General features: G+C 63.5%; 17 protein-coding genes. 7 read left to right on the forward strand and 10 right to left on the reverse strand.

Annotated features, from left to right (window positions below; all coding sequences use genetic code 11):
* Positions 1-21: 21 nt before the first annotated feature.
* From ACJO3T_RS14905 to ACJO3T_RS14940, 8 genes are all read right to left on the reverse strand, one after another.
* Positions 22-525, reverse strand: coding sequence for an ureidoglycolate lyase (locus ACJO3T_RS14905; protein WP_406978962.1), 504 nt, complete (start codon positions 523-525; stop codon positions 22-24).
* Positions 522-1,550 carry an allantoicase gene (gene alc, locus ACJO3T_RS14910; RefSeq protein WP_406978963.1) on the reverse strand — a complete coding sequence of 343 codons (1,029 nt, stop codon included), beginning with the start codon at positions 1,548-1,550 and terminating at the stop codon, positions 522-524. Before alc ends, ACJO3T_RS14905 begins: the two co-directional genes overlap by 4 nt.
* Positions 1,547-2,488: an allantoinase PuuE gene (puuE, locus tag ACJO3T_RS14915; protein WP_406978965.1), complete on the reverse strand. Its 942-nt coding sequence runs from the start codon at positions 2,486-2,488 to the stop codon at positions 1,547-1,549. The genes alc and puuE overlap by 4 nt, the downstream gene beginning before the upstream one ends.
* The gene (locus ACJO3T_RS14920) at positions 2,485-3,174 is read right to left on the reverse strand and encodes a TetR/AcrR family transcriptional regulator (protein ID WP_406978966.1); all 690 of its coding nucleotides are present in this window, start codon (positions 3,172-3,174) and stop codon (positions 2,485-2,487) included. The genes puuE and ACJO3T_RS14920 overlap by 4 nt, the downstream gene beginning before the upstream one ends.
* A gap of 69 nt (positions 3,175-3,243) precedes the next feature.
* A complete protein-coding gene (locus ACJO3T_RS14925; RefSeq protein WP_406978968.1) occupies positions 3,244-4,020 on the reverse strand; it encodes an outer membrane protein OmpK in 777 nt (258 codons plus the stop codon).
* Between the two features lie 99 nt (positions 4,021-4,119).
* Positions 4,120-5,040 (reverse strand): ABC transporter permease, encoded by a 921-nt coding sequence (locus tag ACJO3T_RS14930; protein ID WP_406965699.1) that lies wholly within the window; start codon positions 5,038-5,040, stop codon positions 4,120-4,122.
* A gap of 1 nt (position 5,041) precedes the next feature.
* A complete protein-coding gene (locus ACJO3T_RS14935; protein ID WP_406978969.1) occupies positions 5,042-6,148 on the reverse strand; it encodes an ABC transporter permease in 1,107 nt (368 codons plus the stop codon).
* Positions 6,135-7,670: an ABC transporter ATP-binding protein gene (locus ACJO3T_RS14940; protein WP_406978970.1), complete on the reverse strand. Its 1,536-nt coding sequence runs from the start codon at positions 7,668-7,670 to the stop codon at positions 6,135-6,137. The genes ACJO3T_RS14935 and ACJO3T_RS14940 overlap by 14 nt, the downstream gene beginning before the upstream one ends.
* A 237-nt stretch (positions 7,671-7,907) precedes the next feature.
* On the opposite strand from ACJO3T_RS14940, the gene xdhA reads away from it, so the two are divergent.
* From xdhA to ACJO3T_RS14975, 7 genes are read left to right on the forward strand one after another with little or no spacing between them, the layout of a single operon-like run.
* Positions 7,908-9,371 (forward strand): xanthine dehydrogenase small subunit, encoded by a 1,464-nt coding sequence (xdhA, locus tag ACJO3T_RS14945; RefSeq protein ID WP_406965696.1) that lies wholly within the window; start codon positions 7,908-7,910, stop codon positions 9,369-9,371.
* Complete coding sequence (gene xdhB / locus ACJO3T_RS14950; protein ID WP_406978971.1) at positions 9,364-11,718, forward strand: xanthine dehydrogenase molybdopterin binding subunit; 2,355 nt, start codon at positions 9,364-9,366, stop codon at positions 11,716-11,718. Before xdhA ends, xdhB begins: the two co-directional genes overlap by 8 nt.
* The gene (gene xdhC, locus ACJO3T_RS14955; RefSeq protein ID WP_406978972.1) at positions 11,718-12,608 is read left to right on the forward strand and encodes a xanthine dehydrogenase accessory protein XdhC; all 891 of its coding nucleotides are present in this window, start codon (positions 11,718-11,720) and stop codon (positions 12,606-12,608) included. Before xdhB ends, xdhC begins: the two co-directional genes overlap by 1 nt.
* Complete coding sequence (gene uraD, locus ACJO3T_RS14960; RefSeq protein WP_406965693.1) at positions 12,598-13,098, forward strand: 2-oxo-4-hydroxy-4-carboxy-5-ureidoimidazoline decarboxylase; 501 nt, start codon at positions 12,598-12,600, stop codon at positions 13,096-13,098. Before xdhC ends, uraD begins: the two co-directional genes overlap by 11 nt.
* Positions 13,095-13,439, forward strand: a complete 345-nt coding sequence (gene uraH, locus ACJO3T_RS14965) for a hydroxyisourate hydrolase (protein WP_406978974.1) — start codon at positions 13,095-13,097, stop codon at positions 13,437-13,439. Before uraD ends, uraH begins: the two co-directional genes overlap by 4 nt.
* A gap of 20 nt (positions 13,440-13,459) precedes the next feature.
* Positions 13,460-14,836, forward strand: a complete 1,377-nt coding sequence (gene guaD / locus ACJO3T_RS14970; RefSeq protein WP_406979073.1) for a guanine deaminase — start codon at positions 13,460-13,462, stop codon at positions 14,834-14,836.
* 3 nt (positions 14,837-14,839) lie between these two features.
* Complete coding sequence (locus ACJO3T_RS14975; RefSeq protein ID WP_406978975.1) at positions 14,840-16,033, forward strand: urate hydroxylase PuuD; 1,194 nt, start codon at positions 14,840-14,842, stop codon at positions 16,031-16,033.
* A 107-nt stretch (positions 16,034-16,140) separates the two neighbouring features.
* Here ACJO3T_RS14975 and ACJO3T_RS14980 read toward each other — a convergent pair whose 3' ends face one another.
* Both ACJO3T_RS14980 and ACJO3T_RS14985 read right to left on the reverse strand, forming a co-directional pair.
* Positions 16,141-16,554 (reverse strand): hypothetical protein, encoded by a 414-nt coding sequence (locus tag ACJO3T_RS14980; RefSeq protein WP_406978976.1) that lies wholly within the window; start codon positions 16,552-16,554, stop codon positions 16,141-16,143.
* Positions 16,555-16,630: 76 nt separating this feature from the next.
* Complete coding sequence (locus ACJO3T_RS14985; RefSeq protein ID WP_406978977.1) at positions 16,631-17,083, reverse strand: DUF2971 domain-containing protein; 453 nt, start codon at positions 17,081-17,083, stop codon at positions 16,631-16,633.
* Between the last annotated feature and the right edge of the window lie 146 nt (positions 17,084-17,229).

Here is a 17,229-nt window from a genome sequence, read left to right on the forward strand (position 1 = left end):
TTTTTCTGGCATTGGCAGGGATCAGGACGTTGGCAGTAGCGGTCGCACCGGTGTCGCCAACAGGGTTTCATCACAGTTGTTACCAGGCCCCTGGCGGTCCACCACCAGGTAGTCGGCGTTCGCTTTCAGCGGTAGTAACGGCGCGTGCCAGGTGCCGGCCCGGTAGCTCAGGCCCTGGTTGCCCCGGGCCAGGAACACCCGGATGGCGGATTCGTCGAACTCCCCCGGAGGGGCCACCACTGCCAGGAAGGGCTGGTTGTTGATGGGCACGAACGCCTGGCTGCCCAGGGGGTGGCGCTCCATCAGGGTGATGTCGAGGGGGTCCAGGGGGTGGCCCCGGAAGATGGACAGGATGGCCCGGGGATCATCGCCCAGCAGCTCCACACCGGCCAGGGCGTGGAACCGTTCGGTGCGGCCCTGGTTAATGGGGAAGGAGTCGACGCCATCGGTATCGATCACCTCACCAAAACGGGCGAAAGCCTCCCGGGTCAGGGGCTCCGCGACGATCTCCCGGGGCCTGGTCATGACACCGGCTTCCCGAACAGGCGAACCCGGCTGACACCGCCATCCGGAATCATGTTGAAGCGGATATGGGTGATCGGCCCCAGGTCGTTCAGCTTGCTGAATTGGTGGATGCTGTCGGCGGTCAGGGGCTGCTCGTCCATCAGCGTGTGCCAGAACATGCTCTGGGTGATCAGGGACCGGGGCGTCGCCGCGCCCTCCTGGACACAGGCGGCCTGGATCGAGCAGCCAGCCGGGAAATTACCCCTGAAGTGGGCGGTGTCCACTTCCACATGCTCGGCAATGCCCTTGTGGCCCAGGGCCAGGATGCACCAGTCGTTACCCGGTTCGCGGCGGCGGCGGGTCTCCCAGCCATCGCCCATATTGATGCCCCGGCCCGGACGCAGCAGCTTGCGGGGCTCGCCGTAGTGGGCGTCGCTCCAGGCCTGGTCCACCTGATCACCGCCATGTTCCAGGGCAAGCAGGTTGACGGATTCACTGGCTGCCAGGGTGGACCAGTCACAGAACGGCTTGCCGTAGACCCGCAGCCGGGCCAGGCCGCCATCCGGATAGATCTGCACCCGCACATGGGTGAAGGGCTGGTCAGAGGTAATCCCGCAGAAGCGGTGGTCGTTGCCCCTGAGTTCCGTCGCCGGCACCAGGGGCTGCCAGTCGCTGTTTTCGTCCGGCTCGCCCGCCGGGCTGAAGCAGGCCTCCAGGGACGCCGCCGGGGGAAAGTTGCCGGTGAAGAAGCTGGTGTCGAAATCCACCCCCATCAGCACACCGGGGATCGCCAGGCGCACGATGCACCAGTCATGGCCGGTGGTGCGTCGACGGCGGGTTTCCCAGCCGTCCATCCACTTGCCGTGGTCGTCGTAACGGTCCGGGTAGAACACCGGCTGCTCCGGGTTCAGCATGCGGTCCCGGGGGCCGAAGAACTCATCGGTCACCCGGACCACTTCCGCCCCCAGGCTGCCATCCGCCAGGTTCAGGCCCTGGCGGGTAAAGTCGGGCCCCTCAACAAGGGGGGCCACTACTGCATCAGTCATTCGTTGTCTCCGGGGTGATAGGGGTGCACCTGTTTCCAGTGGCGGGCGATATCGATTCGCCGGCACACCCACACCTGCTCATGCTGTTGAATATGGTCGAGAAAGCGCTGCAGTGCCCGGAAGCGTCCGGGACGGCCGATAACGCGGCAGTGAAGACCCACTGACATCATCTTGGGAGCCTCCGCTCCTTCCTCGTAAAGCACATCAAAACTGTCCTTCAGGTACTGGAAGAACTGCTCGCCGGAGTTGAACCCCTGGGGCGAGCAGAAACGCATGTCATTGGCTTCCAGGGTATAGGGCACGACGAGATGCGGTTCCTCGGCGCCGTCGCGGGTAGTCACCGTGGTCCAGAACGGCAGGTCGTCGCCGTAGTAGTCACTGTCGTATTCGAAGCCGCCCTGCTCCACCACCAATCGACGGGTGTTGGGGCTATCGCGACCGGTGTACCAGCCCAGGGGTGGCGCGCCGGTGAGCTGGGTGTGCTGTTCAATGGCCAGCTCCATGTAGCGGCGCTCTTCCGACTCGCTCATGTCCTGATAGTGGATCCAGCGCATACCGTGGCAGGCAATCTCGTGACCATCGTCGATAAAGGCCTTCACCGCCTCCGGGTTGCGGGCCATGGCCATGGTGACGCCAAAGATGGTGAGCGGCAGCTTCCGCTTGCGGAATTCCTTCAGGATGCGCCAGACCCCGGCCCGGGAGCCGTACTCGTACAGCGACTCCATGCTCATGTGCCGGTCGCGGTAGGCCTCGGCACCGATGATGTCGGAGAGAAAGGTCTCGGAGTGCTCGTCACCATGCAGCACACAGTTCTCGCCGCCCTCCTCGTAGTTCAGTACAAACTGGACGGCGACGCGGGCGTTACCGGGCCACTGGGCGTGGGGCGGGTGTTCGCCGTAACCCCGCATGTCCCGGGGGTAGGAGTCGTGTTCGTTCATTTCGGTTTCTCGAGGCCACACCCCCGCAGGATCACATCGGTGAGAAAATCGGCGGCGTGGTCAAAGTCGCGCTGCTCGTACTCCGCCTTGTTCTCCACCATCAGGATCTGCACCTGGAAGTCGGCATAATGTTGTGTGGATGACCAGATCAGGAAGATCAGTTGCACCGGGTCCACCTCCGCCATGCGACCGTCGTCGATCCAGTGCTGGATCACTTCGGCCCGGCCCCGGACCCATTCCCGCATGTTGGTACGCAGGTGGTCCATCAGGAACGGCGCGCCCTGGATAATCTCCATGGCGAACAGCCGCGAGGCCAGCGGATAGCGGCGGGACATCTCCACCTTGGTGCGAATGAAACTGGACAGCGCCTCCGCCGGATCGTCCTCCGGCCTGATGTCCGAGAACACCTTGTTCCAGCGCCCGAGGATGTCATCGAACATGGCGCTGTACATGCGCTTCTTGTTGCTGAAGTAGTAAAGCACGTTGGACTTCGGCAACCCCGCCCGCTCGGCGATGTTCTGGATGGTGGCGCCCTTGTAGCCATGCTGGGCGAACTCCTCCTCTGCCGCCTGCAGGATCTTTTCCCGGTTCCGTTCCCTAATGCGCCCTGGCCGGTACCTGCGGCCATTACCGGCTTTCAGATCCTTGCCGTTCACCGGCGCCTCTGCAACTGGGTTGTTGGTCATTCGCATCTCACTTGTTATCCATGTGTTCAGGAGTCCGACAGAGCTATTCTGCCGGACTCCCGTGACGGATCAAAAGTGGAATTTCACCAGGGCACTGACAGAGCTCTGGGTGTCGATCAGGGTGTCATCCAGACCGTACTTGTTGTTCCAGTACTGGTATTCCACACCGGCATACAGAACGCCCGGCTCACCCCAGAAGTTGCTCACGTCGAGCTTGATCTGCGGGGTGAACTGGAACTCGGACTCGTGGTCGCTGGCCGACGTGGACCAGTCGATGTAGCCATCCACCAGGAACAGGGCCGGGCCGACATTGAAAGGCACACCCCAGGTCACTGTTGTCTGCCAGTCATCGCTGATCTCGCTGTTGTTCACATAGTAGAACGCGGTATTGAAGTAGTTGAAGCCGGGCACGTCCCAGGCCAGCCCGAAACCGGTCATATAGTTGTTGACCTCAGTGCCACCACCGAATTCGTACTGACCCGCCAGCATAACGTCCTTGACCGGGCCAAAGGACAGGTCCTGTCCCGTCAGCCAGCTACCACTGAGGGTAGGTGCGAATTCACCATAGACTTCATCCGTGCCTTCCAGGTCGCCGTGGGGCTGGTCACGATCAATAAAGAAGAAGGTGCCGCCCCAGTCATGGGCCGTCACATTCTCGAAGGTGAAATAAGTGGCTTCATACTCCATACCGCCATCACCGCCGGCGTCGAATTCGACACCCTGGTACTGATTGCTGTGGAGGATGGAGATGCTGGACCCGCCGAAGAACTTCTCGGCATGGGCCGCGGGTGCAAAGGAAGCGGCCGTCACACAGCCGGCGATCAGTGTCTTACGAAATGCATTCATGGTAATACCTCTGTGGTTACAGTCTCTCGGATTACTTTCTTTTTTGAGCATTGTTGGCGCACGGTGGATCGTTATTTTTGGAAGCTTCTTGCTCGGCTCCTAACGGCCAGGCCGATACGGCTGGCCAAGGGAAAGCGGTGTATTCAATCGGGTCCGGGCCGGGTTCCAGGACAGCAGGATCAGCATCAGGATGGTGACCACGTAGGGCAGCATCGCCAGCAGCTCGGTGGAACTCTTCCAGCCCAGCCCCTGGAGCACCAGGTGCAGGATGCTGGCGGCGCCAAACAGGTAGGCACCCAGCAGCACCCGCTCCGGGCGCCAGGTGGCGAACACCACCAGGGCCAGGGCAATCCAGCCACGACCAGCGGTCATGTTTTCGGTCCACAGCGGGGTATAGGCCAGGGACAGGTAAGCACCGGCAAGACCGGCCATGCCGCCGCCGAAGGCCACCGCCAGGTAGCGCACGGTCAGCACCCTCAGGCCATTGGCGTTGGCCGCATCCGGGTCCTCACCCACGGCCCGCAGCAGCAGGCCGCCGCGGGTGTGGCGCAGGAACAGCCACACGGCAGCGAAGGCAGCCAGCGACAGATAGACCAGCGGATCCTGGTTGAACAGCACGCGCCCAATCACCGGAATGTCACTAAGCAGCGGGATCGCCACACGGCTGAAACCATCAATGGATTCGCCTACGAAACCGGCACCCACAAAGGCACTCAGCCCGGTACCGAAGATGGTCAGCGCCAGCCCGGCGGCATACTGGTTCGCCGCCAGGGTGACCGCCATGAAGGCAAACAGCAGCGACATGGCAATGCCGGCCAGGATGGCGGCAACCACACCCACAAACAGGCTGCCGCTGGTCAGGGTGGCCACAAAGCCGGCCACGGCGCCCATCAGCATCATGCCCTCCTGCCCCAGGTTAAGGACGCCGGAGCGCTCGCAGATCAGCTCGCCCAGGGCCACCAGCAGCAGTGGAGTGCCGGCCACCACGGTGGCGGCCAGTACATTGGTCAGCAGTTCCATGTCAGGCCTCCTGGGTGGCAGCGCTGGCTGCAACGGGGATGGATTGGCGTACCGGCTGCTTCAGGCGGAGGCGGTAGTGGATAAAGGCATCGCAGGTCAGCAGGTAGAACAGCAGCAGCCCCTGGAACAGCCCGGTGGTGGCCTTGGGCATGTTCATGGCAATCTGCAGCATTTCACCGCCGATAAAGGTCAGCGCCAGCAGGGCACTGGCGGCGATGATGCCCAGGGCGTGCATGCGCCCCAGGAACACCACGATGATGGCGGTATAGCCATAACCCGGGGACACCTGAGGCACCAGTTGACCGATGGGGCCAGTCACTTCCGAGGCTCCGGCCAGGCCGGCGGTGGCACCACCCACCAGGAAGGCGAACCAGGTCAGGCGCCGGGCGCCGAAGCCGGCAAAGGCGGCCGCGCGCGGGTCCTGCCCCACCACATTAAGCTGGAAACCGATAAAGCTGCGGGCAAACAGCACCCACACGGCCACGGCCGCAAGCAGCCCGAAGGCCAGCCCCAGGTGCAGACGGGTACCGGAAATCAGGTCCGGCAACAGGGCGGACTCCGCAAACATCACCGACTGGGGAAAGCCAAAGCCGTACGGGTCCTTCAGGGGACCATGAACCGCGAACAGCAGCAGGTTCAGGGCGATGTAGTTGAGCATGATGGTGGTGAGGATTTCATTGCAGTTCAGGTGGGTCTTCAGACCGGCGGCAATGGCCGCCCACAGCATGCCCGCGATGACACCCGCCACCAGCACCAGTGGCATCACCCAGAAACCGGAGACATCCGCCAGTTGCACGGCCACCACACTGGCGCCCAGGGCCCCCATCAGGAAGTGACCCTCAGCACCGATGTTCCATAACTTGGCCCGGTAACAGACCGTCAGGCCGGCGGCGCATAACAGCAGTGGCGCCATCTTCAGCCCCAGTTCCGCCAGGCCGATCAGGTCACTGACCGGGGTGATGAAGAAGAAGGTCAGGCCTTCCACCGGGTCTTTGCCCATGGCCAGGAACAGCACAAAGCCGGTGATCACGGTCAGCACCAGGGCCAGCACCGGTGAGGTCCAGCGCATCAGGGCCGAGTCTACGGGGCGGCGTTCAAGCAGCAGCATGGACCGCCTCCCCCTCACCAAAGCCGCCGGCCATCCATTCGCCCAGTTGCTCGATGGTCAGGTCCGCCGTTGGTGCCAGGGGCGACAGGCGACCGTTGCAGATGGCCCCGATACGGCCACAGAGCTGGAACAGCTCGTCCAGGTCCTCGGAGATGAGCAGGATCGAGGCGCCCTCATCGCGCAGGCGTACCAGCGCTTCGTGGATCGCCACCGCCGAGCCCACATCCACGCCCCAGGTGGGGTGGGACGCCACCAGCAGCTTCGGGTTCTGGAGGGCTTCACGGCCAATAATGTACTTCTGCAGGTTGCCACCGGAGAGACTGGCGGCGGTGCTGTCCTCACCAGTGCAACGCACGCCGAAGCGGCGGATCACCTCCCGGGAGAACTCGCGAACCTTGCCGAAGCGGATCATGCCCCGCTCCACCAGCCCCTGACTGGAGGCGGTCAGCAGGGCATTCTCCGCCAGGGTCATGCCCGGCACCGCACCACGGCCCAGGCGCTCCTCCGGCACGATGGCAACGCCAAGCCTGCGGCGTTGATCCGGGTTCAGGGCGCCAATGCCCACCCCGCCGAACGACAGGCTGTCCCGTGCCGAACGGATCTCTCCGGACAGCGCCTTGAGCAGTTCGTCCTGGCCGTTGCCGGCCACACCGGCGATGCCGACAATCTCGCCCTGATGCAGGTCGAGGTTGATGTGTTTCAGGCTGGTGCCGAACGGGTCGCCGCTCTGCCAGCTCAGGTCACGCACCTCAAGCAGCACGTCGCCGGCGTCCGCGGCCGCCACCCGGGTGGAAATCGGGGTATCGTCACCCACCATCAGGCGCGCAATCTCGGCGGCGGACACCTCCGCCGGGCGGCAATCGCCACTGACCCGGCCCTGGCGCAGCACGGTCGCGTTATGGCAGAGCGCCCGCACCTCCTCCAGCTTGTGACTGATAAAGAGGATGCTGCAGCCTTCCTTCGCCAGTTGCCGGAGGGTCGTGAACAGGTCCGCCACCTCCTGTGGGGTCAGCACCGAGGTGGGTTCGTCCAGGATCAGCAGTGTGCTCTCCTGGATCAGGCAGCGCACAATCTCCACCCGCTGGCGCTCACCCACGGACAGGGTGCTGACAAAGCGCCGGGGGTCCAGGGTCATGCCGTAGCGCTCGGACACCTCACGGATGCGGCGATCCAGTTCGCCACGGTTGCGGGCCTCTTCCGACGGCAGGCCCAGGGCAATGTTCTCGGCCACGGTGAGGGTCTCGAACAGGGAAAAGTGCTGGAACACCATGCCAATGCCCATCTCCCGGGCCTGGGCCGGGCTGGTGACCCGCACCGGGTGGCCATTCCAGGTCATGGTTCCCGCATCCGGTTGCACCACGCCGTAGATCACCTTCATCAGGGTGCTCTTACCAGCACCGTTCTCGCCCAGCAGCGCATGGATCTCCCCGGCTTCCACCGTGAGATCGATACCATCGTTGGCCCGGCAGCCCGGGTATTCCTTGACGATGTTTTCCAGTTTCAGGCGCAGCGCCGCACTCATACACAGCCTCTTCTTGTTCCACATTCCGGCCTGGCCAATTTCATAAACTGACCAACCAATCAACATTTCCAGGCTGAGCAATATGCTTGCCAATCGTTAATAAAAACTGAAAAAACCGGAAATGAACCAATTGGTCAGATTTTTGCAGAATCGGGCGTAGAAGCTGCGAAAAGCCTGTCTATAGTGAAAGGCAGTAGCCCGCGAAATACCGCAAATAGCCCATAAGCGGAGAGAGTCGTGATTGAATTCCTTCTGAACGGTCAAATGGAAAAAGTTGACCAGGTCGACCCAAATTTGAGCATCCTGGAGTGGTTACGCACCAAAATGCGACTCACCGGCACCAAGGAGGGCTGCGCCTCCGGTGACTGTGGTGCCTGCACGGTCATCACAGGAACACCTGACCAGGATGGCAGCATCCGGTACGAGGCCATCAACAGCTGCATCAGCCTGCTGGGCAGCCTGCACGGCAAGGAGCTGATCACCGTGGACGCCTTCCAGCAGGAGCCGGGGCACCCGGTACAGCGCAGCATGATGGAGAAGCACGGCTCCCAGTGCGGCTTCTGCACACCGGGTATCGTGATGTCGCTGATTGCCCTGCACGCCCATAAGGAAGGCACTGACCCGAACGACCACCGCTTGCTGGAAGCCCTGTCCGGCAACCTGTGCCGCTGCACCGGCTACCGCCCGATCATCGACGCCGGTCGCCAGGCCCTGGTGCAGGAGTGGACACCGGAGCCATCCCACCCCGCCGCCAGCCTGTGTGGCACCGGCGCAAACCCCGGACTGACGGGCATCCCGGGAGGCAGCGTCTCGTCCGGCACCGCGGACGGCCTTCGCTACGATGCCCCCGCCACCCTGGCCGAGCTGCGGGACCTGCGCCGTACCTTCCCCGAGTCCCGCCTGGTGGCCGGCAGCACCGACCTGGCCCTGGAGATCACCCAGCAACTGAAGACTCTGCCGCACCTGATCAGCGTGGAACGGGTCGGGGAACTGAAAGGATGCGAGCAGCAAGGGGACGAACTGGTCATCGGCGCCGCAGCCACCTACCAGCAGTTCCGTGGGCCGCTATCAGCGCTGTGGCCGGCCTTCGACGCCATGGTGGAGCGCCTGGGTTCCCTGCAGATCCGCAACCGGGGCACTCTGGGGGGCAATATCGCCAACGCCTCTCCCATCGGCGACATGCCCCCGCCCCTGATTGCCCTGGGCGCCACCCTGGTGCTGGACGGCCCGGACGGCGAGCGCCGCCTGCCCCTGGAGGATTTCTTCCACGGCTACAAGCAGACCGACCTGAAAGCGGGCGAATTCGTACATTCGGTGCGGGTACCCGTGCCTGCGGCCAACGAACACCTTTATATCTACAAGATCTCCAAGCGGCTGGACGACGACATTTCCGCCGTGCTGGGCGCCTTCCGCCTGACCGTGGACAATGGCGTGGTGGCGGACTGCCGGCTGGCCTTCGGCGGCATGGCCGCCACCCCGGCCCGGGCCCTGAAGGCCGAAGCCGCCCTGAAAGGCCAGCCCTGGAACGAGGCCAGCGTGGCCGCCGCGATTACCGCCCTGGCCGGTGATTTCACTCCCATGAGCGACGTCCGCGCCTCCGCCGCCTACCGCCAGCAGGTCGCCGGCAACCTGCTGCGCCGGGCACTGCTGGCCTCAGACGCCAACACCAGCGAATCCCTGATGGTGACCGACTATGCGTAAACTGCCCCTGAACACCCCGACGCCGGCCCACAGCGCACGCGGACTGGCCGGCCACAGTGCGCACCACGACAGTGCCTGGAAGCACGTCAGCGGCCAGGCCCGTTATATCGACGACCTGCCTACCCCCGAACGATTGCTCCACGCTGCCGTGGGCCACAGCGAGCAGGCCCACGCCCGCATCCTGTCCATGGACCTGGAGGCCGTGCGGGCCTGTCCCGGCGTGGTGGCCGTGATCACCGCGAAGGAAGTACCCGGCCACCTGGACATCGGCCCGGTATTCCCCGGCGACCCGGTGCTGGCGGACGACATCGTGGAACACATCGGCCAGCCCATCTTCGCCGTGGCCGCCACCAGCCACGAGGCCGCCCGCAAGGCAGCGCGGCTGGCGAAGGTGGAGTACGAACCGCTGGATGCCGTGGTCACCGTGGAGCAAGCCCTGGAGAAACAGCTCTTTGTGCGCCCCAGCCACACCCAGCAACGGGGCGAGCCGGACAAGGCCCTGGCGGAAGCCCCCAACCGCCTGAAGGGCGAGCAGCACGTGGGTGGCCAGGAACACTTCTACCTGGAAGGCCAGGCCTGCCTGGTGGAACCCACCGAGGACGGTGGCATGTTCGTGCACACCTCCAGCCAGCACCCCTCGGAGGTGCAGAAGCTGGTGGCGGAAGTGCTGGGCCTGCCCATCCACGAAGTGCAGGCGGAGGTTCGCCGCATGGGCGGTGGCTTCGGCGGCAAGGAAACCCAGGCAGCGCCCCTGGCCTGTGTCGCCGCTCTGCTGGCCCACACCACCCGGCGACCGGTGCGGTACCGGCTGTCCCGTGCGGACGACATGGTGCAGACCGGCAAGCGCCACGACTTCTACAACACCTACGACATCGGCTTTGATGACGACGGCCTGATCCGGGGTGCCGACATCATGGTGGCCGGGCGCTGCGGCTATTCCCCGGACCTGTCCGACGCCATTGTCGACCGCGCCATGTTCCACGCCGACAACGCCTACTACCTGGACCAGGCCCGGGTGGTGGGCCACCGCTGCAAGACCCATACGGTGTCCAACACCGCCTTCCGGGGCTTTGGCGGGCCCCAGGGGATGATGATCATCGAGCAGGCCATGGACGACATCGCCCGCCACCTGGGCCGGGACCCGCTGGATATCCGCAAGCTCAACCTGTACCGGCCCGGACGGGACACTACCCACTACGGCCAGACCGTGGAGCAGCATGTACTGGCGGAACTGATGGAGACCTTGGAGACGAGTTCCGAGTACCGCCAGCGCCGGGCGGAGATCACCGCCTACAACCGCACCAACCCGGTCCTGAAACGGGGCCTGGCCCTGACGCCGGTGAAATTCGGCATCTCCTTCACCGCCAAGCACCTGAACCAGGCCGGCGCGCTGGTGCACATCTACACCGACGGCAGCATCGTGGTGAACCACGGTGGCACCGAAATGGGCCAGGGCCTGTATATCAAGATTGCACAGGTGGTGGCCTCCGCCTTCCAGGTGGACCTGGAACGGGTGAAAGTCTCCGCCACCCGCACCGACAAGGTGTCCAACACCTCGCCCACCGCCGCTTCATCCGGCTCCGACCTGAACGGCATGGCGGCACTGGATGCCTGCGAGAAGATCCTGGAGGGGCTGGTGGACTTCGCCTCGAAACACTGGGCGACACCAGCGGAGGAAATCACCTTCTCCGACAACCAGGTGATGATCGGCGGCCTCGCGGTACCCTGGGAGACCTTTATCCAGACCGCCTACATGAACCGCATCCCCCTGTGGTCATCCGGCTTCTACGCCACCCCCAAGATCCACTATGACCCGGAAACCGGCACCGGCCGGCCGTTCCTCTACTACGCCAATGGCGCCGCCTGCTCCGAAGTGGTGGTGGACACCCTCACCGGCGAGTACCGCGTGCTGCGCACCGATATCCTCCACGACGTCGGCCGCTCCCTGAACCCGGAGATCGACATCGGCCAGATCGAGGGCGGCTTCGTGCAGGGCATGGGCTGGCTGACCACCGAGGAGTTGGTTTACAGCGACGAGGGCCGGCTGCTGACCACCGGCCCCGCCACCTACAAGATCCCGGCCGTGTCCGACTGCCCGCCGGACCTGCGGGTGGCGCTGCTGCCCCAGAGCCCGAACCGGGAAGCCACCGTATTCCACTCCAAGGCCGTGGGCGAACCACCGCTGATGCTGGGCATCGCCGTATGGAGCGCCCTGCGGGATGCCGTGGCCAGTCTCACCGATTACCGCTTCAGCCCGCCCCTGGACACTCCGGCCACACCGGAACGGGTGCTGGGCGCCGTCACCGCCAGCCAGCAGTGGCTGGCCCAACAGAAGGAGACCGCGTGATGGAAAAGCGACTGAACTGGTACCAGGCCGTGGCCCACTGCGAGGACCGGGGCGAACCCTACGTGCTGGTGACCGTGCTGGGCGTCACCGGCTCGGTACCCCGGGAGCCCGCCAGCAAGATGGTGGTCACCGGCGAACACAGCTACGACACCATCGGCGGCGGCCACCTGGAATACCGCATCTGCCAGCAGGCCCGGGAGCGGCTGGCAAAACAGGACTACACCAGCGAGCTGGCCCACTTCCCTTTGGGCGCCAGCCTGGGCCAGTGCTGCGGCGGCAGTGTCTCGGTACTGATCGAAGCGCACCCGGGCTGCGAACAGGAACTGGTGATCTTCGGGGCCGGCCATGTGGCCCGGGCCCTGGTCACCATCCTCGGGGACCTGCCCTGGCGCGTCACCTGGGTGGACGAGCGGGCTGACCAGTTCCCCGCCGGGGTGCCCGCCAATGTGCGCATCCACCACACCGACGATCCCGTCGGCGACGCCCCCGCCCTGTGCACCGGCAAACAGGTGCTGATCCTCACCCACAACCACCAACTGGATTTCGACCTGTGCCGCACCCTGCTGACGACGGCAGACTGCGCGGGCATCGGCCTGATCGGCTCCGACACCAAGGCGGAACGCTTCCGCCAGCGGCTGGAGCACCGGGGCTTCAGCGGCGAGCAGATCGCCACCATCCGCTGTCCGGTAGGCCGCTCCGACATTCCCGGCAAGCGCCCCATGGAGGTCGCCGTGTCCATCAGCGCCGAACTGCTGAGCCTGACCGCCAGCGCGGACCAGCCCGCCACCCGCCGTGGCCTGCCCTGGAAGGAACTGAAAGGCCTGATCCAGAACACCGACCCCGATCAGCAATCTGAGCCATCCAAAAAGAGAAGTCCAAATGAGTCTTGAAGAACTGAACACCCTGCCCCGTGACCAGGCCGAAGCCCGCTTCCGGGACTGCTGCGCGGCAAGGCCCTGGGTACAGGGCATGGTGGACAACCGCCCCTACGCCAGCCGTGAAGCCATGATGGAACAGAGCCAGCGCCTGTGGCCCACACTCACCGAAAGTGACTGGCTGCAGGCCTTCGAGGCCCACCCGAAAATCGGGGATGTGGACAGCCTGCGCCGCAAATACGCCAGCACCAAGGCCCTGGCCAGCGGCGAACAGGCCGGCGCCCGCCAGGCCCCGGAGGCGGTGCTGCGACGCCTGAAGGCGGACAACGACGCCTACCAGCAGAAGTTTGGCTTTATCTTCATCGTCTGCGCCACCGGCAAGTCCGCCGAGGAGATGCTCGAGCTGCTGGAAGCCCGCCTGCCCAATACCCGCGAGCAGGAAATCGCAAACGCCGCCCGGGAACAGGCCAAGATCACCGAGATACGACTGGAGAAACTGGCATGACCACAAAGAGCCCCATCACCACCCACATCCTGGACCTGGGCGGTGGTCGCCCCGCCGCCGGCGTGGCGGTATCCCTCTACAACGTGCTGCGCGGCAGGGAGACCCTGATCGCAGAAGGCATCACCGACGACGACGGTCGCATCATGGACTGGTTCGACACCGCCATCGAGAAAGGCCATTACCGGCTCACCTTCGAGACCGGCGCCTGGTACCAGCAGCGCGGGCTGGACACCTTCTTCCCGCAGGTAAGCCTGGATTTCCAGGTGTCCGACACCAACGCCCACTACCACGTTCCGCTGCTGCTCAACCAGTGGGGCTACTCAACCTACCGGGGGAGCTGATGACCGACACCAACACCCGCCTGCCCGAAGGCTGTGAGGCTCATCGGGGTGCCCTGCTCCACTTCCTGGACGACCCGGGCAACGCCCCCGATCCCGTCGATGGCAGCCTGGAATACGTCGAAGACGGTCTGCTGGTGGTCCACAACGGCAAGGTGGTCACTACCGGCCATGCGACCGATGTGTTGCCCCGACTGCCGGCCGGCACCCCGGTCACCCACTGGGACCAGCGCCTTCTGGTACCCGGCTTTATCGACACCCACGTGCACATGCCGCAACTGGGCGTCATGGCCAGCTACGGCACACAACTGCTGGACTGGCTGGAGACCTACACCTTCCCCCACGAGGCCCGCTTCAGCGATGGCGACTGGGCCCGGGCCGAGGCACAACGGTTCACCGACCTGCTGCTGGCCCACGGCACCACCTCCGGGCTGGTGTTCTGTACTTCCCACCCCGCCTCGGTGGACGCCCTGTTCGAGGCCGCCGAAAGCCGGGGCATGGGCCTGACCGCCGGCAAGGTGATGATGGACCGCCACGCCCCGGACAACCTCACCGACACCGCCCAGGGCAGCTACGACGACAGCCTGGCCCTGTTACAGAAGTGGCACGGCCGTGGCCGCCAGCGCTACGCGATCACCCCGCGCTTCGCGGCGACCTCCACCCCCGAGCAACTGACCCTGGCGGGCAAGCTGGCCACCGAACATCCGGACGTGATGGTGCAGACCCACTGGGCCGAGAACACCGGCGAGATCCAGTGGATCAGCGAACTCTTCCCGGACCGCCATAGCTACCTGGACGTTTACGACCACTATGGCCTGCTAGGGGACCACACCGTGCTGGCCCACGGCATCCATATTGATGACCACGACCGCCAGCGCCTGGCAGAGACCGGCACCCGCATTGCCTTCTGCCCCACCTCCAACACCTTCCTGGGCAGCGGCCTGTTCGACTTCCGCAGTGCGCGGGAGGCCGACGTGACCGTGGGCCTGGCGTCGGATGTGGGCGGCGGCACCAGCCTGTCGATGCTGGCCACCATGGCCGAGGCCTACAAGGTCTGCCGCCTGCGGGGCCAGACCCTGACGCCCTGGCAGGCCTTCTACCTGGCCACCCTGGGTAATGCCCGGGTGCTGCACCAGGCGGAGCAGACCGGCAGCTTCCAGCCCGGTCGCCACGCCGATTTCGTGGTGCTTGACCAGGGCGCCACACCCGCCCTGGACATGAAGCAGGCCTATACCCACACCCTGGCCGAAACCCTGTTCAGCCTGATGATCCTGGGGGACGACCGGGCCATCGCCGCCACCGCCGTGGCCGGCGAGGTCCGTTACCGGCGACCGGGTGATGCCCCGCTCTCCACCGCGAGCGACACCCCAAAACCCACATCCCCCGCCCAAGGAGTCTGATTGATGGAAGCTTACCTCAGCGAGTGGCTAGCCCTGATGGTCCGCTGGTTTCATGTGATTGCCGGGGTCGCCTGGATCGGCGCCTCGTTCTACTTCATCTGGCTGGACAACCACCTGCGGGAACCACCGGAGTGGAAGAAACAGGAAGGCATCAAGGGGGATCTGTGGGCCATCCACGGCGGTGGCGTGTACGAGGTGGCCAAGTACAAACTGGGCCCGAAAAAGATGCCGAAGGAACTGCACTGGTTCAAGTGGGAGGCCTACTCCACCCTGCTCAGCGGCCTGGCGCTGCTGTTCGTGGTGTACTACATGGGCTCACCGGGCTACCTGATCGACCCGGCAAAAGCCGACATCAGCATGGGCGCCGGCATCGCCATCGGCCTGGGCACCCTGGCCGGGGTAACGGCGCTCTACGAAGCCCTGATCCGCAGCCCCCTGGCCGACAACGGCAAGGCCTTCGGCCTGGTGCTGTTCGCCATCCTGCTGGTCGTGAACTGGGGCCTGTTCCAGGTGTTCTCCGGCCGCGGCGCCTTTATCCACGTGGGGGCGGTGATCGGCACCATCATGGTGGGCAACGTGTTCCTGGGCATCGTGCCGTCCCAGTGGGCGCTGGTGAACGCCCTCAACGAGGGCAGGGAACCGGACGCCCGGGTAGCAAAGCTCGCCGAGCAGGCCAAGCTGCGCTCCACCCACAACAACTACCTGACCCTGCCGATCATCTTCATCATGATCAGCAACCACTACCCGATGCTGTACAGCCACGAATACGGCTGGGCCATCCTGGCGGCCATCGGCTTTATCACCGCCTTCACCCGCCACTACTTCAACCTGAAGCACCGGGACATCCACCGGCCATCGATCCTGCTGGCCTCGGCGATCATGACGGTGACGCTGATCTGGATAATCGCGCCCACACCCACCACCTCCGCCAGCACGGACAGCGCCGCCGTCAGCGACGAGACCGTAACGCAGATCGTGGAAACCCACTGCGTAGCCTGCCACGCCGAAACACCCACCCAACCCGGCTTCCAGTCCGCACCGGCAGGGATACGGCTAGATGACCTGTCACTGCTGGCCGACCATAATGGCAAGGTAAGGCAGGCGGCGGTGGATACGCATTACATGCCGTTGGGGAATAGTACCGGGATGACTGAGGAGGAGAGGGAGTTATTGGGGGCTTGGTTGAGTGAGCGGTGAGTTTGGGGGTGCCGGGCGGGTTAGCGAGTGTCTTGCCCGTCTGGTGGCTACAGCTTTGGCGCAATTTCGATTGCGTGCCACAGTCACTGGCTAGAAAGTTTATTGGACTACTCCAAGTTTCCTGGGATTAAAAAGAATGCATCCCTGAATCCTGAAATATTAAACGAAGAATTCGCATGGCCTGCAGGTTCTAGCTCGTCCCTATCCGTGTAGATGGTGAAATTTGGCACTTGTTTCTGTCCACCAAGGCTTGCATGACGAACGAAGTGCTCCAGATTTAAACGCGGAAACACATACATCGTATTCGGGTCACCACAAACGTAGATAAAGAACTCCACCTGTCTTTTCTCATAGAGTTCTGGTGTAACATCAAACCAATACTTATCACCATTTTTTCGAGATGCAGTGCGAACGTTGGTAGGGAAAGCATTCAAAAACCAGAGAGCCGGCCTGGCACTCATAATCGAGAGATTCTGATACACCTCTTTCAACCGAGCTCTGGCAGCATCTTGTAGGTCCATACTGAACTCTCCCAATTTCTAAAGCGGAGCGGCGGGCCGTTAGGGGCGCCCGCCTTCCGCGAATTGTTATTGGTCTTTACCACGGTTCTCCAAGAGCCGGTACCGAGTCCACATCTATTCCCTCATCACCAATTCCCGTTCGGTTAATCTCAATATCTTTCCGCTCACAAATTATCCTGAGTGCCTCAAAGAGAGATGGACTCATTCGATGACCAACTATGATCCGTCTTACGGTATTAGGTAGTTCAAAAAAATGCTCTCCGTGCAAGATCCGAAATTCTTTTTCATATGACCAATCGATATATTTTGAAGAAAATATGCGCCGCGCAGTTTCACGGGGTACATCACCATCCTGAAAATTCACATTGGCGAATACGCCCCCATACTCCATCTTCATCAAGCTTGGATGGTTGTCGGGAATATCGACCTCAATAGCTACACCGGAAAAACCGTCTGCATAGTGGGCCCAAAGCAAATGGCTGTCATAGGTGCTCGAAAGCGAACAGATACGGATCTTCTTTTTCTCCATTCGAATATCATCTAAACGCGCCGAACGATCTACTTCGTCGGTAGACCTATGGGAGTAAACGAATTGACCTTCCATTGGGTCATTGAGCGTTGTCCAATCTGCACAGTAAAGGCGGTCGTTAAACATGATGTCGAGGGTGAACTCAA

It is taken from the genome of Marinobacter shunpengi (assembly GCF_045449715.1).
Lineage (GTDB): Bacteria > Pseudomonadota > Gammaproteobacteria > Pseudomonadales > Oleiphilaceae > Marinobacter.

Coding starts and splice junctions, on each gene's coding strand:
- ACJO3T_RS14940 (WP_406978970.1), bottom strand. CDS start 7,670: ATGAGTGCGGCGCTGCGCCTGAAACTGGAAAACATCGTCAAGGAATAC.
- ACJO3T_RS14975 (WP_406978975.1), top strand. CDS start 14,840: ATGGAAGCTTACCTCAGCGAGTGGCTAGCCCTGATGGTCCGCTGGTTT.
- uraH (WP_406978974.1), top strand. CDS start 13,095: ATGACCACAAAGAGCCCCATCACCACCCACATCCTGGACCTGGGCGGT.
- ACJO3T_RS14935 (WP_406978969.1), bottom strand. CDS start 6,148: ATGCTGCTGCTTGAACGCCGCCCCGTAGACTCGGCCCTGATGCGCTGG.
- puuE (WP_406978965.1), bottom strand. CDS start 2,488: ATGAACGAACACGACTCCTACCCCCGGGACATGCGGGGTTACGGCGAA.
- alc (WP_406978963.1), bottom strand. CDS start 1,550: ATGACTGATGCAGTAGTGGCCCCCCTTGTTGAGGGGCCCGACTTTACC.
- ACJO3T_RS14930 (WP_406965699.1), bottom strand. CDS start 5,040: ATGGAACTGCTGACCAATGTACTGGCCGCCACCGTGGTGGCCGGCACT.
- xdhC (WP_406978972.1), top strand. CDS start 11,718: ATGGAAAAGCGACTGAACTGGTACCAGGCCGTGGCCCACTGCGAGGAC.
- ACJO3T_RS14905 (WP_406978962.1), bottom strand. CDS start 525: ATGACCAGGCCCCGGGAGATCGTCGCGGAGCCCCTGACCCGGGAGGCT.
- xdhB (WP_406978971.1), top strand. CDS start 9,364: ATGCGTAAACTGCCCCTGAACACCCCGACGCCGGCCCACAGCGCACGC.
- ACJO3T_RS14925 (WP_406978968.1), bottom strand. CDS start 4,020: ATGAATGCATTTCGTAAGACACTGATCGCCGGCTGTGTGACGGCCGCT.
- ACJO3T_RS14920 (WP_406978966.1), bottom strand. CDS start 3,174: ATGACCAACAACCCAGTTGCAGAGGCGCCGGTGAACGGCAAGGATCTG.
- ACJO3T_RS14980 (WP_406978976.1), bottom strand. CDS start 16,554: ATGGACCTACAAGATGCTGCCAGAGCTCGGTTGAAAGAGGTGTATCAG.
- ACJO3T_RS14985 (WP_406978977.1), bottom strand. CDS start 17,083: ATGGAGAAAAAGAAGATCCGTATCTGTTCGCTTTCGAGCACCTATGAC.
- uraD (WP_406965693.1), top strand. CDS start 12,598: ATGAGTCTTGAAGAACTGAACACCCTGCCCCGTGACCAGGCCGAAGCC.